General features: G+C 45.6%; 21 protein-coding genes. 11 read left to right on the forward strand and 10 right to left on the reverse strand.

Annotation, left to right across the window (positions count from 1 at the left end; genetic code table 11):
* Nucleotides 1-3 precede the first annotated feature (3 nt).
* From JQC93_RS06675 to JQC93_RS06685, 3 genes are all read right to left on the reverse strand, one after another.
* Entirely contained in the window at nt 4-831 is an 828-nt protein-coding gene (locus JQC93_RS06675) for a carbohydrate ABC transporter permease (protein WP_205158028.1), read from the reverse strand.
* A 64-nt stretch (nt 832-895) separates the two neighbouring features.
* The gene (locus JQC93_RS06680) at nt 896-1804 is read right to left on the reverse strand and encodes a carbohydrate ABC transporter permease (RefSeq protein WP_205157694.1); all 909 of its coding nucleotides are present in this window, start codon (nt 1802-1804) and stop codon (nt 896-898) included.
* Between the two features lie 83 nt (nt 1805-1887).
* Complete coding sequence (locus tag JQC93_RS06685; protein WP_205157695.1) at nt 1888-3123, reverse strand: ABC transporter substrate-binding protein; 1236 nt, start codon at nt 3121-3123, stop codon at nt 1888-1890.
* Between the two features lie 177 nt (nt 3124-3300).
* On the opposite strand from JQC93_RS06685, the gene JQC93_RS06690 reads away from it, so the two are divergent.
* The 6 genes from JQC93_RS06690 to JQC93_RS06715 all read left to right on the forward strand — a co-directional run bounded on the left by JQC93_RS06690 (nt 3301) and on the right by JQC93_RS06715 (nt 9704).
* Entirely contained in the window at nt 3301-4305 is a 1005-nt protein-coding gene (locus JQC93_RS06690) for a LacI family transcriptional regulator (protein WP_205157696.1), read from the forward strand.
* 256 nt (nt 4306-4561) lie between these two features.
* Nucleotides 4562-5710, forward strand: a complete 1149-nt coding sequence (locus tag JQC93_RS06695) for an extracellular solute-binding protein (RefSeq protein ID WP_205157697.1) — start codon at nt 4562-4564, stop codon at nt 5708-5710.
* On the forward strand, nt 5707-6864 hold the full coding sequence (locus tag JQC93_RS06700; RefSeq protein WP_205157698.1) for a CaiB/BaiF CoA transferase family protein: 1158 nt from the start codon (nt 5707-5709) through the stop codon (nt 6862-6864). Before JQC93_RS06695 ends, JQC93_RS06700 begins: the two co-directional genes overlap by 4 nt.
* On the forward strand, nt 6861-7994 hold the full coding sequence (locus tag JQC93_RS06705) for a CaiB/BaiF CoA transferase family protein (RefSeq protein ID WP_205157699.1): 1134 nt from the start codon (nt 6861-6863) through the stop codon (nt 7992-7994). Before JQC93_RS06700 ends, JQC93_RS06705 begins: the two co-directional genes overlap by 4 nt.
* A 34-nt stretch (nt 7995-8028) precedes the next feature.
* A complete protein-coding gene (locus JQC93_RS06710) occupies nt 8029-8823 on the forward strand; it encodes an enoyl-CoA hydratase/isomerase family protein (RefSeq protein ID WP_205157700.1) in 795 nt (264 codons plus the stop codon).
* Nucleotides 8824-9011: 188 nt separating this feature from the next.
* Nucleotides 9012-9704 carry a FadR/GntR family transcriptional regulator gene (locus tag JQC93_RS06715; protein WP_205157701.1) on the forward strand — a complete coding sequence of 231 codons (693 nt, stop codon included), beginning with the start codon at nt 9012-9014 and terminating at the stop codon, nt 9702-9704.
* A gap of 27 nt (nt 9705-9731) precedes the next feature.
* Here JQC93_RS06715 and JQC93_RS06720 read toward each other — a convergent pair whose 3' ends face one another.
* The 6 genes from JQC93_RS06720 to JQC93_RS06745 form a co-directional block, all read right to left on the reverse strand.
* Nucleotides 9732-10115, reverse strand: a complete 384-nt coding sequence (locus JQC93_RS06720; RefSeq protein ID WP_205157702.1) for a cupin domain-containing protein — start codon at nt 10113-10115, stop codon at nt 9732-9734.
* Nucleotides 10116-10170: 55 nt separating this feature from the next.
* Nucleotides 10171-11148 (reverse strand): ABC transporter permease, encoded by a 978-nt coding sequence (locus tag JQC93_RS06725; protein ID WP_205157703.1) that lies wholly within the window; start codon nt 11146-11148, stop codon nt 10171-10173.
* A gap of 37 nt (nt 11149-11185) precedes the next feature.
* The gene (locus JQC93_RS06730; RefSeq protein ID WP_205157704.1) at nt 11186-12148 is read right to left on the reverse strand and encodes a sugar ABC transporter substrate-binding protein; all 963 of its coding nucleotides are present in this window, start codon (nt 12146-12148) and stop codon (nt 11186-11188) included.
* A gap of 12 nt (nt 12149-12160) precedes the next feature.
* Nucleotides 12161-13204, reverse strand: a complete 1044-nt coding sequence (locus JQC93_RS06735; RefSeq protein ID WP_205157705.1) for an ABC transporter permease — start codon at nt 13202-13204, stop codon at nt 12161-12163.
* Nucleotides 13205-13213: 9 nt separating this feature from the next.
* Nucleotides 13214-14785, reverse strand: coding sequence for a sugar ABC transporter ATP-binding protein (locus JQC93_RS06740; RefSeq protein WP_205157706.1), 1572 nt, complete (start codon nt 14783-14785; stop codon nt 13214-13216).
* Nucleotides 14786-14915: 130 nt separating this feature from the next.
* Nucleotides 14916-16367: an aldehyde dehydrogenase family protein gene (locus tag JQC93_RS06745; RefSeq protein WP_205157707.1), complete on the reverse strand. Its 1452-nt coding sequence runs from the start codon at nt 16365-16367 to the stop codon at nt 14916-14918.
* 825 nt (nt 16368-17192) lie between these two features.
* Here JQC93_RS06745 and JQC93_RS06750 point away from each other — a divergent pair.
* The 4 genes from JQC93_RS06750 (at nt 17193) to JQC93_RS06765 (ending at nt 22642) form a co-directional block, all read left to right on the forward strand.
* Nucleotides 17193-18197: a TRAP transporter substrate-binding protein gene (locus tag JQC93_RS06750; RefSeq protein WP_205157708.1), complete on the forward strand. Its 1005-nt coding sequence runs from the start codon at nt 17193-17195 to the stop codon at nt 18195-18197.
* An 84-nt stretch (nt 18198-18281) separates the two neighbouring features.
* Nucleotides 18282-18800, forward strand: coding sequence for a TRAP transporter small permease (locus JQC93_RS06755; RefSeq protein ID WP_205157709.1), 519 nt, complete (start codon nt 18282-18284; stop codon nt 18798-18800).
* Complete coding sequence (locus JQC93_RS06760) at nt 18797-20107, forward strand: TRAP transporter large permease (RefSeq protein WP_205157710.1); 1311 nt, start codon at nt 18797-18799, stop codon at nt 20105-20107. Before JQC93_RS06755 ends, JQC93_RS06760 begins: the two co-directional genes overlap by 4 nt.
* A gap of 564 nt (nt 20108-20671) precedes the next feature.
* A complete protein-coding gene (locus JQC93_RS06765; RefSeq protein WP_205157711.1) occupies nt 20672-22642 on the forward strand; it encodes a methyl-accepting chemotaxis protein in 1971 nt (656 codons plus the stop codon).
* A gap of 57 nt (nt 22643-22699) precedes the next feature.
* Here JQC93_RS06765 and JQC93_RS06770 read toward each other — a convergent pair whose 3' ends face one another.
* Nucleotides 22700-23692 carry a LacI family DNA-binding transcriptional regulator gene (locus tag JQC93_RS06770; RefSeq protein WP_205157712.1) on the reverse strand — a complete coding sequence of 331 codons (993 nt, stop codon included), beginning with the start codon at nt 23690-23692 and terminating at the stop codon, nt 22700-22702.
* 349 nt (nt 23693-24041) lie between these two features.
* Here JQC93_RS06770 and JQC93_RS06775 point away from each other — a divergent pair, with 349 nt between their 5' ends.
* Nucleotides 24042-25097 carry a sugar phosphate isomerase/epimerase family protein gene (locus tag JQC93_RS06775; RefSeq protein ID WP_205157713.1) on the forward strand — a complete coding sequence of 352 codons (1056 nt, stop codon included), beginning with the start codon at nt 24042-24044 and terminating at the stop codon, nt 25095-25097.
* The last annotated feature ends 8 nt before the right edge of the window (nt 25098-25105 follow it).

Consider the following 25105-nt stretch of genomic DNA (forward strand, 5'->3'; position numbering starts at 1 on the left):
TAATTATCCCTTTACTGCGCCTGCCGCGATACCACGAACAAATAATTTCCCTGAAACCAAGTAGATGACCAACGGCAATAGCCCGGTCAATAATGTGGCTGCCATATTGACGTTATACTCTTTCACGCCTTGAACCGAGTTCACGATATTGTTGAGTTGGACGGTCATTGGATAGAGTTTAGGTTCGGTGAAGATCACGCCAAATAGGAAGTCATTCCAAATACCCGTTACCTGCAAAATGATCGCTACCACAAAGATAGGCAGCGACATAGGCACCATGATTTTCCAATAGATGCCCCAGAATCCCGCACCATCAATACGGGCGGCTTTAAATAACTCATCCGGAATACTTGCGAAATAATTCCGAAATAGCAGCGTCAAAATAGGCATACCAAAAATAGAGTGCACCAATACCAATCCCCAAAGCGACCCATATAGCCCAAGCTCTCGCAATATAATTACGATGGGATACAGCATCACTTGATAGGGAATAAATGCACCAATAACTAAGATGGAAAAGAATACTTCTGACCCTTTAAATTTCCAGTTTGATAACGCGTACCCGTTGACTGATGCAATCAAAATCGACAGCACCACAGATGGAATGAGAATTTGAATAGAGTTACCAAACCCTCGGCTTAATCCATCACAATTAATGCCCGTACATGCTTCGGACCAAGCTTTCACCCAAGGCTCGAAGGTGATTTCAACTGGTGGTGCAAATACGTTACCAATGCGAATTTCCGGCATGCCTTTCATGGAGGTAACCACCATCACATAAAGGGGCAATAAGTAGTACAATGCCACCACAATCAATGTGCCGTACAACATTATGTTTGTGCGACTAAACCGGCGTTTAGGTTTTGGGCCTTTAGGGCCCGATGAAATCGTTGAATTAGCCACTTTTCTTCCCTCTAAATTCTAAATAGGCCCACGGAATTAAAATGATGGCTACTGTCACCAGCATCATGGTAGAAGCGGCAAAACCTTGAGCTAGATTCTGGCTTGCAAACATTTTGTCGTAAACGTACTTGGCGGGGACTTCGGACGCTATGCCCGGTCCACCTGACGTTTGCGCCACCACTAAGTCATAGACTTTAACGATGCCAGAAGAAATCAGCACAAGAGCCGTGACAAATACAGGCTTCATCATTGGAATTATCACCAACACGTAGGTTTTCCAGGTTGGGATCCCATCGACTCGCGCAGCCTTCCAAATGTCTTCATCAATGCCACGCAATCCAGCCAGCATGATCACCATAATGAGACCTGTACCTTGCCATAAACCAGCGATCAGGATGCCGTAAATAACGATGTCGGGATCGTACAGTGGATCGAAGGTGAAATTTTCGAACCCTAACGATCTCACCACTTTTTGAACACCAAATTCGGGGTTTAATATCCATTGCCACACCAAGCCAGTCACGATAAAACTGAGGGCAAAGGGATAAAGAAAAATGGTACGAAAAGCGTTTTCGAAGCGAATTTTTCGGTCAAGGAAAGTGGCTAAGGTAAAGCCAATCACCAAACTGAGCACCAGCGAACAGATGCCAAACACTGCTAAGTTTTCTATGGACACCAACCAACGTCTGGTGCTCCACAGTCGCTCGTATTGATCAAAGCCAACAAAATCGAGCTTGGGCAACAGTCGAGACTTGGTAAAGGAATGAACGATCGTCCAAACCGAACAACCGATGAAAATGCCCAAAGCGGTCATGATCATCGGTATGGCTGCAATTTTCGCGCTAAGGTTTTTACGCCACGGCGACTTGGGTTTTACGTTATTAGAATTAGAACGTTCCATGTCTACTCCAATATGGCAGCAGCTAACGCTGCTGCCATAGACTTCGAGGTATACTTATTAACTCGTCGTTAAAGATGTGCGTATTAATCTGCGTCAGCAATGATTTCTGCGTAACGCATTTGCGCATCTTTAGCGCTGTAGCTTGGGTCGTTCCAGAACTCAACCATCAAATCTTCAACCTGACCTTGAGTATCTGCCGAAAGCAACATATCGCCACTTGGTAATACATTTCCGTCAGCCAGAATTTTCAGACCTTTCTGCATACAGTCGTTGGCTGTAGACATGTCGATATCGCCACGAACTGGCAGTGACCCTTTCTTCAGGTTGAACGCTACTTGTACAGACTGAGACAGCATTAAAGACGCAAGCTCTTTTTGCGCTGCTTCAATTTCTGGATCGTCTTGTTTAGGGAAGTAGAACGCATCACCACCGGTTGAGATAACTTCGTTCGCGCCTAGACCTGGTAGACAGGTGTAGTCTTCGCCAGCCACTTGATTTGCCACAGAGAATTCACCTTGTGCCCAATCCCCCATGATTTGACCACCTGCTTGACCGGTGATAACCATATTGGTGGCTTGGTTCCAATCCTGAACTTTTGACTCTGACGCCATTTCACGGGCTGCAACCGCAGCTTCAAACACTTTTTGATACTCAGGTCCATTGGCTACATCGACGTTCTTATCGATGTTTACCGCTTTCCATGCATCAATACCTGCAATGGCAATAGCCATTACGCCAAAGGCACCATTGGCCTGCCATGCTTGTTTACCCATAGCGAGTGGGATTTTCCCGGCTTTTTCAAGCGCCGGTGCAGCCGCAACAAATTCATCCCAGTTGGTTGGTACAGCAACGCCTGCGTCTTTATAGGCTTTGTGCGATAACCAAATCCACTCCCAAGAGTGAATGTTTACCGGCACACAGTAAATCTTGCCATCTAAGGTACAAGAGTCGAGCAGCGAGCTTGGGTTTACAACATCTTGCCAACCCTCTTTCATCGCGACATCGGTCAAATCAAGAAGCAGCCCTTCTTCGATTAACTCTTCTGCCTGACGACCGTGGTTAAGCTGAGTCGCCCCCATTGGTTTACCACCCAAGATTCGGCTGATAATAATTGGACGAGCAGTACCGCCCGAGCCAGCAATGGCTCCATCCACCCAGTTGTGGTCCGTGTTTTCGTTAAATGCCTTTGCAAATTCAGCTACCGCTGCCGCTTCACCACCCGATGTCCACCAGTGGGTCACTTCTAGGTCTACCGCTTGTGCGGCTGTCGCCGTCATAATGGCGGCGCTTAGTATGCTTACTGAACGTAATTTTTCCATGGCTCTCATTAAATAGTTCTCCTAAAATCAGTAAAATCCTACCGAACTTTGATATCTACAACGTTTTAGTTCATATAATGGATAAACCCTTTATGTAAATTAATCTAGCTGCTACTGTTAATTTTTTGTAAACATAGATCTGAGTCACAAGCTATTGGCAAATCAACGAGGTGCACCTTGAGTAACTCCAAATCGGACGAAAGACCAACCCTAAAAACCATTGCTCAAATCAGTGGCTTAGCAATAACAACTGTTTCTCGTGCTTTGAAAGATGCACCCGATTTGAGTAAAAACACCAAAAAGCGTGTGAAACAGATTGCAAAAGAGATTGGTTATGTTCCAGATCGAGCAGGGATTCGACTTCGAACCGGTAAAAGTCAGGTCATTGCAGTGGTGCTTTCAACCAGTGAAAACATATCGGATTTAATTGGTGAGCTGATAAGCCACATCACTCACGCCATCGCTCACACTTCCTACCACATTGTGGTCACGCCCGAATTGCCGAGTCAGAATCGCATGGACCCAATTGAATATTTGGTGCAAAACCAAGCAGCTGATGCGGTCATTTTTGATCGAACAGAAGTTGACGACGAACGTGTCGCCTACCTACTTGAAAATAAAATGCCGTTTGCGACCTTTGGGCGTACACAGTGGAGCGCGCAACACGCCTATTTCGATTTTGACAATTATGATTTTGGCTGTCATGCCGCCAATAAACTGCTGCAGCAAGGACGCCGAAGTCTACTCATGGTCGCACCACCAGAAAAACATCAGTACACTCAGCACCTTGTCGAAGGCGCAAAACGAGTTGCTGTGGCCAATCAGGCTCAATTCAATATTTTGCCCAATGCCAACAACGACGATAGCGAGCAAAAAATCACCACAGCGTTAGAAGATTACTTACGTGAATACCCAATGACCGACGGCATCATCTGTTCATCAACCATGGCCAGTGTGTCAGCGATAAAATGCATCGATAAACTGGGCCGAAGTCTTGGTAAAGATATTGATTTATATACCAAAAACTCCTCTCCTTACCTTAGCTATTTTAGACCGCAGATTTTTACCGCGAAAGAAGATGTTGAGCTCGCTGGAACCTTTCTGGCTGAAGCGGTAATTCATGCAATTGAACACCCCGACGAACCGCCGATGCAGCGCGTCGAATCGGCTCAGTTCAGTTAGGGGTCAGAGTCAATCGACTCTGACCCCTAAATTGGTAGCACCAATAAGCACTAAAAGTTAAATCAGTTAGCGACTAAAACCTCGATAACCCACCCTTCCCTGCTTGTTTAACACTATATATGTGACATAGATTGCTTTTCTATGCCTTCGCTTTGCCACGCCTATAAAATGAGCATATATTTTAAATTGGTACTACCAATTTAATCTTTCAAATTTTATTAGTCGTTAGAGAACGCTTCACCAAGGAAAAACTTATATGATCACTTTAAAAGGCATTACTTGGAACCACACTCGTGGCTTCACGCCTCTTGTCGCAACAGCACAGCGCTTTGAAGAACTGAACCCAAATGTACAAATCATTTGGGAGAAACGGTCGCTTCAAGCGTTTGCTGATGAACCCATTGACCAACTCGCAAAGCGATATGATTTGCTGATCATCGACCACCCTTGGGCAGGGTTTGCAGCTAAAACTGGAGTCATCGAAGCACTAGATAACCTTCTGCCCAGCGCATTTTTAAGTGATCAAGCAGACAACGCTGTAGGTTACTCCCATGAAAGTTACCGCTACAACAATCAGCAGTGGGCACTGGCTTTAGACGCCGCGACACCTGTTGCGTCGGCACGTATGGACCTACTTGCCGAAGAAAAAGTATCAATGCCACAAACTTGGGACGACCTGATGGTCTTGGCCAAACGAGGCAAAGTAGCCGTACCTTCGATACCTCAAGACACACTGATGAATTTCTACATGCTCTGCTGCACGTTGGGTGAGCCTCCCTGTCAATCTAATGAATTTGTGATCAGTGAAGAAACAGGAACGAAAGCGTTGCTGGCTTTACGCGAACTGTCTATTCATTTGGATCGCCGCTGTTTCGACTGGAATCCTATAAAAGTCTACGAGGCCATGACACTATGTGATGATTATGCGTATTGTCCTTTTGCATATGGGTACAGCAATTACGCCAAGCCAAATTACGCGCGAAAAACACTTAAGTTTTCCGATACTGTTGACCTCAATGGTTTAGGCCGCTTGATCACAACGATTGGTGGAACAGGCTTCGCTATTTCGTCCAACTGCCAACATAAGGAAGTCGCAGCCCAGTACGCAGAATTCACCGCAAACCCTGACATGCAAGCAGGGTTCTTCACTGAGTTTGGTGGCCAACCTGGGCATCGCAAAGCATGGGAAAGTACGTCGGCCAATGCGGTATCAGATCACTACTTTACTGACACATTGCCCACTTTAGAACGTGCATTCTTACGTCCAAGATACGCAGGCCATATGTATTTCCAAGACAATGCTGGCGCCCCAATTCGAGACTATTTAATGCACGGTGGGGATGTCGCGACCTTACTTGCTTTGCTTAACGACTTATATTTAACGTCAAAAGAGATCACACTATGAAGCTCCCCCTCGAAGGACTGACCGTTCTTGAGTTTAGCCAATATATGGCCGGCCCTTATGCAGGCTTGAGGTTGGCTGACCTGGGAGCGAGAGTTATAAAAGTCGAACGTCCCATTTTAGGTGATGCATGCCGATCGTTGGTCACCAAAAATATGAAAGTCGGTGATGACAGCGTGTTATTCCATACTGTTAATCGAAACAAAGAGTCCTTTCAAGCAAACTTAAAGGATCCTGATGATGTTGAGGTGATCAAGCGCCTCTTACCTAAAGTTGATGTAATCACACATAATTTTCGACCTGGAATTATAGAGAGGTTAGGGTTAGATTTTGACACCGTATCGCAAATTAACCCTCAGTTAATTTACGCGCAAATCAGCGGCTACGGTGACAGTGGTCCATGGAAACGAAAACCTGGACAAGACCTACTCGCACAATCCATGTCGGGGCTTACTTGGCTCAGCGGAAACAAAGACGACGATCCTATTCCTTTTGGGGCAGCGGTTGCCGATATGGTGTGTGGGTCAAATATGGTTCAAGCCATTCTGGCAGCACTGCTTCGACGTCGTAAAACGGGTCAAGGAGCCAAAGTTGATGTGAGTCTAATGGAATCTATACTCGATTTTCAGTTTGAGGGATTAACGGCTTATCTCAATGACGACAGCAACCCTAGCAATGAACTGCCAACACGCAGTGAAACCGCCAGTGCGCATGCTTACCTTGGTGCTCCTTATGGTATTTACCCAACCCAAAATGGATATATCGCGTTGGCGATGGGATCCATTGAGACGCTATCAAAACTGCTTGGTTTAAATGAACTCGCGGACTATTCGTCAAACAATCGCTACTACCTAGATAGAGACTCGGCGAAGTCCGTCATTGCCAAACACCTTGTGACTCAAACAACCGAGCATTGGATTGCCAAATTGGAGGCCGGTGAATACTGGTGTTCTGATGTTTTGACCTACAACCAACTCGTCGAGACCGATGGCTACAAGTCGCTTGAAATGGAGATGACCATTACTCGCCATGATGAGATCTCGTTAGTTACAACTCGTTGCCCAATTCGACTCAATGGCAACAAAATCTACCACCCAAAAGCAGCACCGATACTTGGTGACCACACCACCAACATCAAGCAGGAGTTTAACTTATGAATAAGCCTTTAGACGGTTATATTGTCGCCGATTTTAGCCAGCTCCTATCTGGCCCTGCGGCCACATTACGTTTAGCTGACTTGGGCGCCCGAGTCATTAAAATTGAGCACGCCGAGCAAGGGGATCTGTCGCGATCACTCTATGGCGAAAGTGTGCCACTTTGCGGTGACTCTGCATTTTTCCAAGCGATTAATCGCAACAAAGAAAGCGTAGCACTAAATCTAAAAAGCGCCCAAGGTAAAGCACAGGCTGAGGCCATCATAAAACAAAGTGATGTGGTCATTCACAATTTTCGACCGGGCGTCATGGATCGATTGGGACTGAGTTTCGATGCACTACGAGATCTCAACCCCAACATTGTAGTCGGCACCATTTCTGGATATGGCAATGAAGGTCCGTGGGCTAAAAAACCAGGCCAAGACTTACTCGTACAGTCTCTTTCAGGCTTTGTTTGGCAAACTGGAAGTGACACGCAGGGCCCAGTTCCGGTGGGGTTGGCTCTCGCTGACATGTTTGCAGGTTCCCAGTTAGTACAAGGCGTATTAGCCGCACTTATATCCAATCAAAGTACTCTTGTCGAAGTCAGCATGCTCGAAGCCATGCTTGATTTCCAGTTTGAGCCCCTCACTCTGTTTTACCAAGACGGTGGACAACCTGTTAAGCGTGGCAATGTAAACGGTGCGCACCCACTTGTTGCTGCTCCCTACGGTCTATATAAAACGCAATCAGGTTATTTGGCATTGGCAATGGGCTCGATCTCGGTTCTTGCCACGCTTTTAGGCAGTGATGAGCTGGCGAAATTCGATGACCCTACCTTGTGGTATCCACAGCGAGATGAGATTAAGCAGGTTCTGGTAGAGCTTTTAAAGACAAACACAACATCACATTGGCTGTCCATTTTGGAGCCTGCAGATATTTGGTGTGCAGAAATATTGAACTGGGAACAAATGGTCAATCACCCAGGGTTTAAAGTCCTTAACATGCTGCAAAGTGTCACCTCGGGTAATGGTCATGCTTATACCACAACCCGTTGTCCAATCCGCATCGATGATCAATTGCTCACATCGTTGAAAGGTGCCCCAACGCTTGGACAGCACAACCAAAAAGTCTCAGAGCAGTTTCACGCTTAGATAATGACCTCACCTTAAAAGAGAGCTTACGCAAATGACACAAGTGTATTATCAGCGACAACACAACGCGGGTGTGATCACCCTAAACCATGCACCTGCCAACGCTTATGACATAAATTTTCAATTACAGTTTTCACACGCAATTGAAGAAGCAAATAACGACCCGATGACTAACGCTGTGATCATCAGAAGTGGTTTAGCCAAGTTTTTCTGCGCTGGCGCTGATATCAAAGTATTTCAGACCAACACGCCAGAACAAAATCAAACCATGGTCGACCTTGCGCGACGCAATCTTGATGCTTTGGAAAACAGCGACAAAATCTACATTGCTCAGCTGGAAGGCCACACCATGGGTGGCGGCCTTGAAATCGCACTCGCATGTGATGTTCGCTTTGCCACGACAGCGTCATTTCTCATTGGGATGTCAGAGATAAAGTTAGGGTTGATTCCCGGTAATGGCGGTACTCAACGCTTAACCCGCTCAATTGGTGTTACAAGGGCTATGGATCTACTTTTGGGTGGAGATAATATTGCCTCACAAAAGGCATACCAACTAGGCTTAATCAATACACTCATTGATCAAACTGACGACCACCAAGCACTTGAACGCTACTGCTTAGAGTACGCAAACAAGCTTTCTGATGGCCCTTCACAAGCCATCGCAGCCACTAAGCGCTGCATCTATGCATCCGTCGACAAAACCATAGAAGATGGACTCGCAATGGAGCGAAATTTAGCCGATAAGCTAGCCCGCTCCGAAGACGCCAAAGAAGGGTTTTTAGCGTTTGTGCAAAAACGATCGCCAAACTACCGACAGAGCGAAACCTAATACGGCAATTCACGCACCAGTGGTGTATTCGAGGTTTGTGGCTAGTTTATAGATAGTGTCGATCATGATATGCTGATTTTGACATTACACTATTGATTCATAATCATAAATTAGTGTTGTGAGTGCGGCTAAATAAGTTGAACCACACTCCTACTCTTTAGCGCCCAAGTCAGTAAAAGGCACACACAATGAGCAAGACAACCGCAACCGTTACAGAAGACATCATTGACTCCATTGGCGAGCAAATCGTAAAAGGTGATTATCAACCTGGCGAAAAGCTCCCCAATGAACGTGATCTCGCGGACCATTTTGGGGTTGCTCGTGGGCGCATTAGAGAGGCATTGCGTGGATTGGCCATGGCTGGTCTTGTCGAGATAAAGCGAGGCAATGGTAGTTTTGTTAAACATGCGGATGAATGGGTTGACTCGACGACCGTACGATGGGCATTTAGCACGCCTGACGCCAGTATGGAAGAACTGCTGGTTGTACGTGATGTACTTGAGAAAGGCATTTATGAACAAGCGTATAACTATTGCAATAACATTGATTTAGACAATATTGGTCATCGCCTTGTCGAACTGCAAGATGCCATACCACAAGAACTGACCGTTTTTGCGGATGCCATCGACCGATTTGATCTGGAAATGGCAAGAATCTCGCGCAACACATTGTTTTTAAGACTTTTTCAGGCGCTATTGATTTTAAGACGCGATAAGGTAGAGCAGATCCTTGAAGTCGAAGGCAGTCGCGTACAAAGTTTGCGACTGCGTGAACGTATATACTCAAGTTTTAAAGACCGAAATAAGCAAAGCGCTATAGAAGCAATAGACGACTTCTTTGTGCAAGCTCGCAGCTTTGCTAAGCAACTTCCCAAGAATTAACGGTATAAGTCGTTTTGGTTTCTAAGGCTACGAGGCCACTTTGACAAATAGAATCTGGGTATGCACCTGATCATTTCGCCACGCATGAGGTGTTCCAGCCTCGAACGTGATGTAGTCTCCCGCCACAAAATGTTGTTGGCATAGCTCGTTATCAGGCTCTGAGCCACCAAGTAACACGCCACTCCCAGTAACGACTACCGCCAACCATTCGGCAGGGTCGGTGTGCAATGGGTAAGGCTGTGCTCCAGGCTCGATATCGAACATAAAAGAAAATAACCCTGACGCCTCAACCGCCCTACCTCGCCAGCCTTGAAAGTCTAAGGGTACGAATTCGCTATTTGGCTCGACAGTGATAAAGCTCGTCGCGTTTGGGGTATTGCCATTGAGTTTTGTCTTAATGTGATTACTCATCGTTGCTCCTTAGGTTGATAGTGTCGTTAAACGGATAAGGTATTTGCTTAACAGTCTATCGCTCGCGACCCAGCTTCATAGCGAGACCATTACCAATAAAAATTAGCGCTCCTTGTATGATCAATTGGTCATAAAAAGGGATCCCTAAAAGGTTTAAACCACTAGTAAGAATCGCCAAGATAGCAACCCCGAGGAGTGTTCGAAAAATAGAGCCCTCTCCTCCAAACATGCTGGTACCACCAAGCACAACCCCACCAATAATAATGAGTAGAATGGTATCTCCCACGCCAGGAATGGCATTCCCTAGATTAATAATGCTGATCATGCCCGCTATGCCTGCCAACAATCCGGCAAGCACATAAACCGACGCTTCGGTTCGCTCTGTTTTTATCCCTGTGTATCTCGCCGCTGAGCGATTCGCCCCCAATAGATATACATGACGTCCCCAACTGGTCATCCCCAAAATGGCAATCATTAACGCTGTGATCACAAAGGCAATCCAAGCAACGGCAGGAATACCAAATAGAGTCAAAAAGCTAAAATCCAAAATCGAATAGGGAGTACCTGTAATTGCGATCCCTTTAGACACCAAAAAGGCGATACCACGGGCAATTAATTGAGTTCCCATTGTGGTGATAAAAGGGTTCAGTTTGCAGTAACCTATCAAAAAACCGTTTAGGATCCCAAATCCAATCCCGACACCAATTGCCGTTAACGTTCCGAGAAAAACGCTGCCGGTTTGCGCCATTACAGTACCCGCAATGACCGCACTGGCCGAAACGACGGTGGCGATCGATAAATCAATTCCGCCCGTCAAAAACACAATGGTCATTCCAATCGCAGCAATCATAATCACCGAATTGGACACCATAATAGATTCGACATTTCCAGAGGTAAGGAAAAAAGGGGATAAGGATGAAAACCCCACAAGCAACAAAACAATGATTGGAATAGCTGGGTACTGCTTAAGATACCCATTGACACTCTGCATAGTCTTGCTCGTTCCTTGTTGATTCGGTGCAATATTTTCCATGATCTACCTCCGGAAATGATGAGTACTGAGGACTAAATTACTTAGCGCCCCAGATATTGGCTTTGTTTGCAGCAATGTTGTCGGTGGTATAGAAGTTACCAGGGATTACATTATTTACTTCTACCTGCTCCCCGTTAAGCAGCGCCGTAGCCACCTTAACCGTGGTAATTCCGGTCGTTTCCAAATCCATAACCACAATTCCATCAGCGCTGCCAGAGACTGTCGCTTGATACCCATCGTTGCTACCATTTACTCCGGTTACGACCACATGGCCATCACTGCCCGCAGGGACCATTTTATTTAGGTCGTTCAAAACTGTTTCGACACTAGGGATATGCGTATCCGTTGCCGCGAAAACGGCTTTAATATTTGGGTTGGCCTGAAATGCATTTTGTGTTGCAGAAAGGGCTCTAGCAGAATCCCAGTCGGTAGGCATAGCAACAACTTTTACGTTCTCAAGCTTGTTGATAGCATCATTAAACCCTTTACTGCGGTCGATACCGTTTTGATCGTTTAATGCACCAAGTAATTCTAGAATCACAACTTCTTCTGCACTGTCTTTGAATTGATTTGCCGTGTATTCACCCGCCAAGTATCCATCGGTGATGGAGTCTGGACCGACAAACGCATCAACTGCACGGCTGTTCGGCAAGGCGCGATCAAATGCAACAATAGGAATACCAGTTCGCTTTGCACCAATTAGCGCACGCTCAATAGTGTTTTGGTCTACAGCACACACCAATATCGCATCTACTTTTTGAGTCACTAAGGACTGAATTTGAGAGTTTTGCGCCTGTGCATCACCATCTGCCACCACTTCAATGACTTTATAACCTTGCCGTTCTGCTTCAGCTTTGATCGCGTCCGTCACACCTACACGGCTTTCAAATAATTGGTCTACTGATAAACCCAGAGTCATCTCTTTTGCAAACACCGGACTCGTTAAAACACTGAGTGATGTTGCGGCGAGAAGTCCAATAATCTTTATATTTGTTTTCATAGAAACCTCGTTTCACGTAGTAGGGAGGGTTTGCGACGCCGAGCGAATGCGCTTTGCTCGCTCCTGCAAAACCGATTGTTGTTGCCTAGTCACCGACAATTTGTCGATGATCACAGCAATTAGAAGCACCACACCTTTGACTATGTCGTACACATAAGGTGAGGCATTGAGTAAGTTCAATCCGTTGTCGATCAACACCAGGAAAACGGCTCCAATAACACTGCCCAGGACCGTACCTGTACCACCCGACAGTTTGGTTCCCCCAAGTACCACAGCAGCGATAACCGTAAATTCGATACCAATACCAATACCCGATTGCAGTCCCCCAACTCTGGCAAGCAAGATCAGTGCGGCAATACCCGTTGTGATCCCCGCGGTTAAGTAAGCCAAAATGGTGATTTTGCTGACTGGTAAATTGGTTTCTTGAGCCGATTGAGCCGAATTGCCTATGGCTCGGACGTACAGCCCAAAGCGAGTGCTGTTGAGTAAGTAAATACCCACAGCGGTGACCAGTAGCATTAGGAGTATGGGAACGGGTACTCCAAAGAGGCTTCCATTACCCAGAAACCCCATTTCTCTAGGGACGGGAATGTTTTTGGCCTCAGTCAGGTGAATGGCCATACCTCTGTACATGGTGTACGTGGCTAAAGTGGTAATTAGTGGGCTAATCTTAAATCGAACAATAAGAAAACCGTTTACATAGCCCAATAATGTGGCGCATAACATGGATACGCAAAATGCGACCAGGTATGAGTCCGTCAACAGCATCAGTTGGGCAAACAGAGCTGAAGTAAAAAATAGAATTGCACCGACCGATATATCGATTCCGGCGGTACAAATTACAAATGTCATCCCCACTGCCATAATTGCGGTGACACTCGCTTGAACCAATATCGATTGAAAATTTGCTCCTGATAAAAACGAGTCAGAAACAACGGACAGCACCATAGCCATAGCAAAAGTAGCGCAAGCAATGGGTAGCCAGGTGTATTGAGCTAACGCATTTTTGACGGTTTGTAATCGAGTCATATCGTTGATTGGCTTGTCTGGCTTCATCGTCTTCTCCTACAACGTGCTTGCTAAGGGTGAGTTAGCTGGTGACATTGGTTGGGTATTGCCACTGGTTGGTGTGTCGTAAGCCGAGCTTGCCGCAAGTGCAATGATTTTGACTGGATCAAACTCCTCCCGCTCAAACTCTCCTACGATATGACCGGTGCGCATCACTAAAATTCGATGGCTTAACTCGAGCAGTTCGGGTAAATCCGAAGAGACCAGCAACACTGAGACACCGGTTCGGGCAAGATCAGCAATTCGGTTGTGGATATCAAATTTCGCGCCGATATCGACCCCCTTTGTGGGCTCATCGAGAATGCACACGTTCGGTTGCGTTGCTAACCAACGAGCGAGTAATACTTTTTGTTGGTTACCACCGCTTAAGTTAGACACCGCAGAATCAATGCTCGGAATCATGATGTTTTGTTGCTCGGCAATCTGCGTGGCGTTGGTCTTTTCGTGTCTAAAGCCAAACCCTTTAATTGAGCGAGATACGAACTTTAATATATTAGCGGCGGAAAGGTTTTCCTTAACGGAGCGAACAGGAAACAGACCATGACTGCGTCTGTCTTCCGTAAGATAGCAAAGTCCCATTTGCATGCTTTTCTGGACAGTACGTTGCGACAGTTCGATACCGTCAACGCTGACTGAACCTGTAGAGTCGATCAAACCAAAGATCGCTTCTGCCGCTTCTGTTCGACCAGCACCCATTAAGCCAGCAATGCCAAGTACTTCCCCCTGACGAACGTCAAAAGAGATGTCGTTGAAGTAATATGAGCTGAGATTATTTACCGTCAATTTGGTGTTCGCTGAACACGGCGCTAAGTTAACCTTTGACTCTTCAAGTGTGCGACCGACCATTAACTGCTCCAGTTCGCGCCGCGACACTTTTTTCAAACTATCGTGACCGACTTGCGCTCCATCTCGCAAGCAGACAAATTTGTCGGCCATTCGATAGATCTCATCCATGAAATGGGAGATAAATATCATCGCTATGCCTTGCTGCTTTAGACGCAACATAAGCTCGAATAATCGCTCCCTTTCCGGTGCTGTTAACGATGTGGTTGGCTCATCCAATATCAATACGTTTTGGGCATGCAGCAGAGCCTTAGCGATTTCAACGATTTGTTGTTTACCCGCCCCTAAAGATTCCACTTTTTGCTCACTGTCTATATCGATACCTAGGCTATCGAGTTGCTGCTGCGCTATTGCGCGACATTCATTCCAATCAATACGAGTTGAGCTACCAGGTAAATCGCTGATGCATATATTTTGCTCTACAGTAAGTGAATCAAACAAACTAAGCTCTTGATGCACAGCACCGATACCGTGCTTACGTCCGTCAATTTTCTCGACGATATTACCTTTGACTTTAATGGTGCCATTGTTAGGTTCAAGCAAACCACAAAGCATGTTTTTAGTTGTAGATTTTCCCGCCCCATTTTCGCCAACAAGAGCAAGTATCTCTCCTGGATAAAGATCGAAGGAGACGTGGCTCACTACCGTTTTACCAGAAAAACTCTTCTCTAATTCACGCACGGTCAAGACCGGTTGGGAGCTTGAAGGTGTAGGTTCGTTTGTCACGGTAAAGTCTCCTTATCATACGGATTTTGGGCAAAGCTACGCCGTCAACCGTGCATACTGCAAAATTGAATAAGTGGATGATAATAACGACTGAGCGAGTGATTACTCGCTCAACAAATGACGATACTGTTTAGGCGTAATTCCAATAAACAGTGCGTTTTTGCAGGTAGTTTTCAATTCCATGAATGCCATCCTCACCACCTGTACCACTGCGTTTGTGCCCAGAGTGATACCCTTGCACATAGCCAACGATTTGAGTGTTCACAAATACCGTTCCCACTTCCATTCGCTTAAGAGCGTCCATAATGGTTGGAATATGTTGCGTATACAGATAACTCGACAGACCATCTTCACGATCGTTGGTAATGTCTAAGGCTTCTTCATAGTCCTTCACTCGAATAATAGGCATAACTGGAGCAAACATTTCTTCTTTAGCCACTGGCATTTCTCGTGTTACACCGGTTAGTACTGTTGGCTCAAACCAGTACCCTTTTTCAAACCCAGCACCTTGTGGTCGTTTGCCACCTATCGCAACACTTGCCCCCATATCTACAGACAGATTCACCATTGTTTCGACGCGGTCAATGCCTTGTGACGTTACGCTCGGCCCCATATTGACGCCGCTCATCGGGTCACCAAAGGTAATTTCACGTACTTTCTCTAACACTTTCTTTGTGAACTCTTCTGCAACGTCTTCATGGACAAGAACAAGTTCATTACAAATACACACTTGGCCGCAATTGGCATAGCGAGAAACCACAGCAGCTTCCGCTGCTTTGTCGATGTCAGCATCTTTAAGGACAATAAAGGCCGCCTTCCCACCAAGCTCAAGTACCAGTCCAGCAACGTTATCGGACGCAGCTTTATAGATAGCTTGACCAGCACGAGTACTTCCGGTTAGTGAAATAAGGCGAGTAAGTGGATGGGAAACCAATTGTGAACTGACCGAAATCCCCGCCCCGCTCACTAGATTGATGACACCTGGCGGTACTCCAACCTCGTCGACCACCTTACAGAATTCTGATGCCGTCACGGGTGTTGCTTCATGAGCCTTCAAAACCATAGTATTACCGGTAACTAGAGCAGGCCCGACTTTTCGACCAATGAGCGCTAGCGGATAATTGTATGCACATAGCCCTAAGCAGACGCCATATGGCACTTTGGTGATCATTAGTTGTTCATCGGTATTTTCGGATGGGAAAATTTCTCCTTGGATTCGACGCGCAGCTTCTGCGGAATAGGTAAGGTAATTAAGAGTGTCATCAAATTCTGCAAACGCTTCAGGGAGGGTTTTGCCCTGTTCAAGCACCAACAACCTCGCAAAATGCTCTCGCTTAGGCTTTAGTCCCTCAACGATTTTCATTATGTATTTTGCGCGTTCTATTGCAGGAAGCATCTGCCAACTGAGCTGCGCGTTTTTTGAACTTAACAAAGCTCGGTTGACGTCTTCTTCGGTGCAATCGGGAACGGTTGCCCACACCTCTTCGTTTGAAGGGTTCAAGACATCAAGTGTCGCGCTATTGGACGAGTTGACCCACTGACCATCGATGTAACAGGGGTAATGATTCACGTTAATTTGCATAAATTTTCTCTCTGTAAACGTAGAGTTTTATTTTTTTAGTGGTGCTAAAGCCGCTATTGGTGAACCTTTCATTATCAGTTAATACAAACTCAAACCAGGCCATTCCAACAACTAATTCAGAATAATTGGTACTACCAAAAACGAAAAATAATGCTTTAAAACATCATTTGTGAGTCTAGTATAAGCACAATATAGATTGAATTAGGTGATGAACCTCTTATTTGTGCTCTTTTTTTAGTCTAAAACTAAAAATTGGTAGCACCAATTAATTTAAGTATTCATGTGGAGTGATCATTATGAAGTGGTAGCGCTATAGATACTTAACTGGTTTAGACTAGTTAAGTTGGGAATTTATGGATAACCAAAACAACGACCGAAACGAGATATTGGTTAAACTATTTAGATAATTCATCGACATTTAAACTGCTATTGAACCTGCGTTTAGGGGATAAATAGAGGAGAGTTACAAGCCGCAAAGAATATATAATAAGACAAGATTGGGTCGGATTAATCCATGGCCAAGTCAACACGCTTTTCATGCAACTTCATTCATTCACCAAACAGAAAGCCGCTTTAACAGTACAAAATACCCCCAAATAGGCCAATAAATGAACATCAATCACACTTTTAGTTAACAATGTAACAACATATTACATTGTGTGATGTTCAACATTCTGCCAGCCCTACAAATCTGCCTATACTCATTTTGTGATTTAATATTACAAGAGAGTAGGCGCAGTAAATACAAAACAATATTTGCCTAGCTCTATAAATAACCGTTTCCCCCTACACATTGAAACAACACAACATAAACAAGGACTAGTCATGTTATTAGGTCAAAAAATCCGGAACATCCTTAAGACAACGGCAGTTGGCGCAACACTTATTGCAATAACCACAGCTTCAGCAGTCGTCAATGCACAAACCTTGCGTGGCGCTAGCATGTTTGATGACAAACATGCTTTTACTAAAACGTTAAACAAGTTTGGTGAGCTTGTTGATCAGTATTATGAAGGCGACGTTGAGTTTGATCTCAGGCTCAATGGTGAGCTAGGTGTTGAAAAAGACTATGTCACTTTCTTAAATCAAGGCGTTGCCATCGACTACACTATTCTTGCCCCTTCTAACATGGCCCGTTTCGCTCCATCAATCCCATTAATGGATATGCCGTTCCTATTCCGTGATTTAGACCACTGGAATACCGTTCTTTCAAGCAATACGCTAGCACCACTCGAGCAAGAGCTCTCAGATAAAGCAGATATTGTGATTGTCGGTTACGCAGGCGGTGGTACGCGTAACTTAATCTCCAACAAGCAAATCTCGAACATGCAGGAACTAGAAGATCACAAAATGCGAGTAATGGGTGCACCAATCCAAGCGCAAATTTTTGATGCTATTGGTGCAGCGCCTTCTGCCATTGCCTACAACGAAGTCTACAATGCAATTCAAACAGGTGTCGTAAGCGGTCTAGAAAACGAAGCTGCCAGTATCCAAAACCTTAAATTCTACGAAGTTGCACCACACGTTACTTTATCGAAGCACACCATCACCGTTCGCCCAATTGTGTTCAGTGGTAAAAGCTTCCGTAAATTGCCGCAAGATCTTCAAGCCGCGATCCTTAAAGCAGGTAAAGAAGCCGGTCAATTTGGGCGTGAGCTGGAATCTCGTGAAGATGGCATGAAGCTGCAACAAATGGCGGACGCAGGCCAAATTCAAGTCAGTGACTTTGAAGGTCGCGAGCAACTTCTAGATATCGTAAAACCGGTACAAGATAAGTTTGCTGCCAGCATCAATGCAACAGAGTTGCTTGAAGCGATTCGTCAGCAGTAACGCTATGCATTACTAAGCGCTACCCCCTTTGAGGCTATGAGGCTCAAAGGGGCACTACAATTCACGTCTACTTAGAGGTATGTCATGGTTAGACGTCAACTAGAACGGCTGTGCACGATATTGAGAGTTGCTATCGCAATATTAATGGGCTGTTTAATCATTCCTGTTGCAATGCAGGTCATTGCTCGCTACACCGGCGTTATCCCTGTCTATTTATGGACAGAGGAACTCGCCACATTCATTTTTGTCTGGATCGTAATGATCGGCTCAGTATTGGCAGTATGGGATAAGACCCATTTCGACGTCCATGTGCTCAAAGACAGTCACACACCCATTATTCTGTTTATGCAGCGCGCCATTGTGCATGTTTTGATAGGTCTATTTGGTGTTCTGTTTGCATGGTATGGCGTCGACTACGCCAAATTTGGCGGAATACAGCACTCGGTGATGATGAACGCCAATTTAATGATCACTCATATTACTATCCCTTTAGCCGGCTTTTTATGGGCTTTGTTTTCAGCCATGAACTTATTGGATGCGTTCAAAGAATATCGCGCCAGTAAAGACGCCAAATGCGAATCGACAAAAAGAGTCCTATCATGATTTTATCTACTGGTCTTGCCTGCTCTATTTTAGTAGGTGGCTTTATTCTTTTGGTGATTCTACGTGTGCCTGTTGCCTTTGCACTTGGTATTGCCACCATTCCAATTGTTGCCCTAGATATCCGATTAACCCCCTTTATTATTATCGACCGTATGTTCCAGTCGTATAATTCCTTTATCTTGTTGGCCGTGCCCTTTTTCCTGCTGGCAGCTAACCTAATGAACTCGGGAAAAATTACTAATAAACTGATTGACCTTGCCCGTGTGCTAACAGGGTGGATGCCTGGTGGCTTGGGCCACGTAAATGTGTCCGTTTCAATGCTGTTTGCCGGAATATCGGGCTCGTCCACCGCCGATGCTGCAGGGTGCGGAAAGATTTTGATCCCCGCAATGATTGAGGAAGGTTACGACCGACGTTTTGCCGTCGCCATTACCGCATGTTCAGCGGTTATGGGCGTGATTATCCCCCCAAGCATTTTGATGATTGTTTGGGGTGGCGTCATGCAGGTGTCTGTAGGCGCACTGTTTTTAGCCGGTGCCGTGCCTGGGTTTCTGATTGGATTTTCCTTAATGGCGACAGTGTATGGTTTTGCTAAGGTATACAACTACCCCATTACCTTAAAACCATCATTTGGCGCAATTTGGACCGCATTTCGTGGTGCCGCGTTGGCGATGTTGACCCCAGTATTTGTGATCTACGGGATCGTTGCAGGGATCGTGACGCCAACAGAGAGTGCCATCATTGCGGCCGCCTACTCGTTGTTTCTCGGTTTAGTCGTGTATCGCACCGTGAAACCCAAGGACGTCGGTCCAATTCTGTATGAGACTGGGCGCTTCGCCTCTATCTCGCTATTTGCAATCGGCACAGCTTCAGTATTTGGCTGGTTGTTGGCGTACTACAACGTTCCACGGTTAATCATTACCTTTATGACCGACATGGACTTTGGGATGATTGGCACCTGTTTAGTAATAGCCTTTCTTTTCTTGTTCTTTGGCCTATTTATTGATGCCATACCAACAATCATCATTTTAGGTACTGTGCTGCTTCCCGTGGCAACGGCTGCTGGGATACCGCCGGTGGTCTTTGCGATAATAGGCATTATTTCGTTAGCGTTTGGACTCGTCACCCCCCCCTATGGGCTCTGTTTGTTAATTTCGGCCTCCATAGGAGAAATCAACGTTGTAAAAGTAATGCGAGAAGTTGCGATAATTTTAGTTCCAATGCTACTCATTTTACTGTTGGTGATTTTGTTTCCACAAATAGCGTTGTGGTTACCCAATACATTAATGCCTAACGCGTTTAATTGATGCATGGAGGTCAGAGTCAAAGGCACGATTGTCCTAAATTAAACCTCTTCAGTTTTTGGCTCTGACCCCATACCTGTTGAACCGAGCAATTGAGCAATTGGGGTCAGAGTCAAAGACACGATTGTCCTAAATTAAACCTCGGTAGTTTTTTTGACTCTGACCCCTACCCACTGACCCCTACCCACCACCGCTGTTTTGGGGTCAGAGTCAAAGACGCGATTTTCATAAATTAAACCTCCGCAGTTTTTTTGACTCTGACCCCACCCACCTAGCTATAGCACTAGCCCTCAAGTGCATAGTTAGTCATGTAATCAATCTAAACAGTCACCAACAAGTAGCCCGTCAGCATCGTGCTTAACTAACCTTACTACTAAAGAGCTACGTGCTACATCACATAACTTAATTCGAGAATGAATCTAATTCGTAACAGAGTTTGCGTATTTCATGCTTAGTTGAGTAAGATCAAAAATGTCACAGTTATTATTAACAGAATAACGTACCAATTAGACTACTCCATAAGGACTGCTAAAATAGAGTCACTCCCAAAGCAAAAAGTGAATCAGTATGCAGCTAAGTGTCAAACAAAAGCTTCTATGTATCTTGGTACCGGTAACTCTGGCACTGATATTTTTAGCAAACCGTCAAATCGTTCAGTCTTACCACGCCAAAGAAACTGCCAGCGATATCACTCAGTTTGTCGAGTTGTCTGCAATAAATAGCCGATTGGTTCACGAACTGCAAAAAGAGCGCGGCATGTCAGCGGGTTATTTAGGCTCTAAAGGGAGCAACTTTGCAGCGGAACTCAAAGCACAATACCAAGCAACCGATCAACGCTTTAGGGAGTTCGATAACTATCTGGGCAGCAACAAGCTTGCGCTTCAAGCCTTCCCTGATCTTTGGAATATTGTAGATAAAGCAAACGCTAGACTCGCAGGGCTCAGCAATATGCGCCAGCAAATCCAATCGCTCAGCGCTCCACTCAATACTGCACTGTCTTTCTATACGTCAGCCAACGCCGACCTTCTGTCTATTCCTGGTCAGGCCGTACAAATTTCTGAAGTCGCTGACATCAGCCGCTCTTTAGCGGCATACTACGAATTTCTACAAGGCAAAGAGCGAGCAGGAATAGAAAGAGCGGTACTGAGCAACACGTTCGGGGCTGGTGCTTTCTCGGACGGTATGTTCCGTAAATTTATTACCTTGGTGAGTGAACAAAACAGCTATCTCAACACCTTTGAAGTTTACGCATCTGAACACGCCAAACAGATTTATCAAACCACAGAGAAATCCAATGAGTTTGCTTTAGTTGAACGTTATAGAGCTCATGCCTTTAATAATCAGCTCGATCAAGATTCAAAATCATGGTTTAGTGCGGCAACCAACAGAATTAACCTACTTAAAGACGTAGAAGAACAGCTGACACAAGAGATTTTGACTCTATCTCGATCCATAGTGGAGGCCGAAACACGCTCATTTTGGGTTTACTTAATACTGACTATATTAATGCTTAGCGTGGTGGTCGCGACGAGCTGGTTGTTGTTAAAAGGCATAAACCTACAAGTTGAACTGCTCAACACCACCATGAAACGTGCATCCTCCAAAGATCTCTCTTCGCGTTGTGATGTTGTCGCAAACGATGAGCTAGGCAGCATATCTAACAATCTCAATACTATGTTGAATGAGTTGACTACAGCTGTGCATGTCATTGGTAGCTCAAGTGAGCAACTTGCCGCAGCCTCAGAAGAGTCGACGGCAACCATCAACCAAAACTCGGTGAACTTGGAACAGCAACGACAAGAAGTCCTTCAAGTTGTCACAGCTATGGAAGAGATGCGAGCCTCTGTTCAAGAGGTTGCACAGAACATTCAAAATACGTCCGATGAAGCAGAAGCGGCTAACGTACAAATTGCAGAATGCAGCAAGATTGTCGATGTCTCTACACAGTCCTTTGAAAAGACCACCACTCAAATTCACGCGGTTTCTGAGACCATCAGCTCATTGCACCAAAGCAGCAGCAGTATTTCGAGTGTTGTTGACGTTATCCAAGGCATTGCAGAACAAACTAACCTTCTCGCACTTAATGCCGCCATTGAAGCCGCCCGCGCGGGAGAGCAAGGCCGTGGGTTTGCGGTTGTCGCGGATGAGGTACGGTCACTTGCGCAGCGTACACAGCAGTCGACACAAGAGATTGAAGTCATGGTGAACCAACTTCAGCTAAACAGTAACAGTGCGTTTGAGCAGATTAACGACGCCCACCAACATGTGACCCAAAGTGTCGCACAAGCGGGTGAAGTGAAACAGCAATTGGCCACAACGGTCAGCTCAATAGACAGCATACACACCATGGCGCTTCAGATTGCGACTGCCGCTGACGAGCAAGTGACGGTAAGTGCCGATATCGCGGAACGTGCCCATGCGATTGGTGACAGTGTTGAACAGACAACTGAAAGTGGCAAACAAATAGCCATAGCCGCGCAAGAGCAAACCGGGTTAGCGGATAAACTGCAGCAATTGGCTCGTCAATTTACTACGTAGTTGAAGGTCTAAAAAGGTTGTCCAAGAATGCATTTTTTTGGGCAACCTCATACCACCCTAGCCTCGTCGATTAGCCGTTGAACTACTGCGAACCAGTAGTTGAGTAGGAATAACATTATCCTGTGGAACGGTATCGCCTCTTAGCAGCTTGGCCAACACCATCATTGCGGTTTCTCCTATCTGCTTTTGTGGCTGGCGTACAGTAGTTAATTGCGGTGTGGTGTATTCTGCAAATAACAAATCGTCAAACCCCACTATCGACAACTCTTTTGGTACATCAATTCCCATCTCGATCGCCGCTCTCATTGCGCCAAGTGCCATCATGTCATTGAAGCAAAACAGCGCCGTCATGTCATATTGATTGTGAAGTCTTTGAAAGGCAGAGTAGCCAGAATGAAAACTAAAATCTCCCGATTCAAAACAGAGATTATCTACCCCTTCACCTGCCTCTAGTTTTGCGTCAATAAAACCTTGCTTTCGATCTTCGCAAATCGGGTTCTCCATCGGTCCCGTTATGCAGCCTACGTGGGTGTGCCCAAGCTCTAACAGATACTCTATAGCTCGCTTTGCTGATCCTGCGTTATCGACTCTCACTGTTGGGATGGGGAACCCAGTAAAGTACTCGCATGCCATTACCATTGGGATCGTCGAATCATCTTTAATGCTAGTAGGCAGCTCTGCGGTAAGACTGATGATGCCGTCGGCTTGCTTGGTGCGAACAAGGTTAATGTAGTCTTCGGCCTGTTTGACCGTGTGCACAGAATCACCAAGCAGCACTTTAAAGCCTTGTTTCTCAGCGACCAATTGTATGCCTCGCACAATGTCGGCAAAAAACATGTTTGCGATATCAGGCAGAATAACAACCACAATCTTTGATTCACGAGTTCGTAAGTTTCGCGCGATAGCATTAGGGGTAAAACCACACTCAGCGACCGCAAGCTCGACTTTTTTACGATTTTTTGCTGATACTTTCTCTGGTGTAACCATCGCTCTGGAAACCGTCGCAGTAGAGACCCCTGCAAGCTTGGCAACATCTTTTATAGTAGGCATCACTTCCCTCAACGCTCTGTTTAAGCACTCAGTATACTGCATCTCACAGCTTGTAATCGATTACAGAATTACAAAATTTGGTTTTATTCTTATGAAAATTAGTAATTAGATCGTTGGTCAAATTATCGGTCGAAGTTTCGCCAAGAAGACCGATCCACTTCACAAAACAACCTTTACCGCCCTAAAAGAGTGCATTTAGTGGACTACTTTTTCTTTATCGAACATTTAGTGAACAATTAATACACAGTTTTATTACTTCGTTTTTTGCACCTACGTAGTGATTCTTACAACAAAAAAAGTAATCGATTACAAAAATGCAGATAACCATAAGATGGCACAAGGAAAACGTATGAAAACGATAAAAGGCCCAGCTCTATTTCTTGCCCAATTTGCTTCAGATGATGCTCCGTTTAATTCGTTAGAGAACATCAGTCGATGGGCCGCTAGCCTAGGCTACAAAGGCGTTCAGATACCCACTTGGGATAAACGTCTATTTGACCTAGAAAAAGCCGCCACCGACATCGACTACTGCCGCAGCATTAAAACCATGCTGGCTAATAACGGGGTCGAAATTACCGAGTTGAGCACACACCTTCAAGGCCAGTTGGTCGCCGTGCACCCTGCTTACGATGAGGTGTTCGATGGCTTTGCACCTGCTGAAGTACAAAACAACCCATCTGCCCGTCAAGAATGGGCCGTCAATCAACTGTTGTTGTCTGCAAAAGCGTCCAGAAACCTTGGTTTGACAGCACATGTAACCTTTTCAGGAGCACTGCTGTGGCCTTTTCTTTACCCCTGGCCACAACGGCCAGCAGGGCTAGTTGAAGAAGGATTTGCAGAGCTAGGTCGTCGATGGCTTCCCATTCTGGATGCGTTTGACGAAGCAGGCGTCGATGTGTGTTATGAAATTCACCCAGGAGAAGATTTGCACGATGGCATAACCTTCGAGATGTTTTTAGCGCAGGTCAACAATCACCCTCGCGCCAATATCCTCTATGACCCAAGCCATTTCTTGCTACAGCAGCTCGATTACCTAGATTTTATCGACCGATACCACGATCGAATCCGCATGTTTCATGTCAAAGATGCCGAGTTTAACGCCACCGGGCAACAAGGCGTCTATGGTGGCTATCAAAGCTGGGTGGATCGCGCTGGACGTTTTCGCTCGTTAGGCGACGGACAAGTCGACTTCAACGGCATCTTTTCGAAATTGTCACAATACAACTTTGACGGCTGGGCAGTTGTTGAGTGGGAATGCTGTCTAAAACACCCTGAATCTGGCGCTGCAGAAGGGGCTCAATTTGTGTCAAAGCACATCATTAATGTTACTGACAAGGCGTTTGATGATTTTGCCGATGCCGAGACCGATGCAGAGGCTAATTTACGCATTCTTGGACTGAAATAAGGAGCGAC

It is taken from the genome of Vibrio ulleungensis (genome assembly GCF_016900875.1).
Taxonomy (GTDB): domain Bacteria; phylum Pseudomonadota; class Gammaproteobacteria; order Enterobacterales; family Vibrionaceae; genus Vibrio; species Vibrio ulleungensis.

Coding starts and splice junctions, on each gene's coding strand:
- JQC93_RS06755 (WP_205157709.1), top strand. CDS start 18,282: ATGGTTAGACGTCAACTAGAACGGCTGTGCACGATATTGAGAGTTGCT.
- JQC93_RS06730 (WP_205157704.1), bottom strand. CDS start 12,148: ATGAAAACAAATATAAAGATTATTGGACTTCTCGCCGCAACATCACTC.
- JQC93_RS06680 (WP_205157694.1), bottom strand. CDS start 1,804: ATGGAACGTTCTAATTCTAATAACGTAAAACCCAAGTCGCCGTGGCGT.
- JQC93_RS06710 (WP_205157700.1), top strand. CDS start 8,029: ATGACACAAGTGTATTATCAGCGACAACACAACGCGGGTGTGATCACC.
- JQC93_RS06700 (WP_205157698.1), top strand. CDS start 5,707: ATGAAGCTCCCCCTCGAAGGACTGACCGTTCTTGAGTTTAGCCAATAT.
- JQC93_RS06775 (WP_205157713.1), top strand. CDS start 24,042: ATGAAAACGATAAAAGGCCCAGCTCTATTTCTTGCCCAATTTGCTTCA.
- JQC93_RS06720 (WP_205157702.1), bottom strand. CDS start 10,115: ATGAGTAATCACATTAAGACAAAACTCAATGGCAATACCCCAAACGCG.
- JQC93_RS06725 (WP_205157703.1), bottom strand. CDS start 11,148: ATGGAAAATATTGCACCGAATCAACAAGGAACGAGCAAGACTATGCAG.
- JQC93_RS06695 (WP_205157697.1), top strand. CDS start 4,562: ATGATCACTTTAAAAGGCATTACTTGGAACCACACTCGTGGCTTCACG.
- JQC93_RS06760 (WP_205157710.1), top strand. CDS start 18,797: ATGATTTTATCTACTGGTCTTGCCTGCTCTATTTTAGTAGGTGGCTTT.
- JQC93_RS06735 (WP_205157705.1), bottom strand. CDS start 13,204: ATGAAGCCAGACAAGCCAATCAACGATATGACTCGATTACAAACCGTC.
- JQC93_RS06770 (WP_205157712.1), bottom strand. CDS start 23,692: ATGCCTACTATAAAAGATGTTGCCAAGCTTGCAGGGGTCTCTACTGCG.
- JQC93_RS06705 (WP_205157699.1), top strand. CDS start 6,861: ATGAATAAGCCTTTAGACGGTTATATTGTCGCCGATTTTAGCCAGCTC.
- JQC93_RS06675 (WP_205158028.1), bottom strand. CDS start 831: ATGTTGTACGGCACATTGATTGTGGTGGCATTGTACTACTTATTGCCC.
- JQC93_RS06765 (WP_205157711.1), top strand. CDS start 20,672: ATGCAGCTAAGTGTCAAACAAAAGCTTCTATGTATCTTGGTACCGGTA.
- JQC93_RS06745 (WP_205157707.1), bottom strand. CDS start 16,367: ATGCAAATTAACGTGAATCATTACCCCTGTTACATCGATGGTCAGTGG.
- JQC93_RS06750 (WP_205157708.1), top strand. CDS start 17,193: ATGTTATTAGGTCAAAAAATCCGGAACATCCTTAAGACAACGGCAGTT.
- JQC93_RS06715 (WP_205157701.1), top strand. CDS start 9,012: ATGAGCAAGACAACCGCAACCGTTACAGAAGACATCATTGACTCCATT.
- JQC93_RS06685 (WP_205157695.1), bottom strand. CDS start 3,123: ATGGAAAAATTACGTTCAGTAAGCATACTAAGCGCCGCCATTATGACG.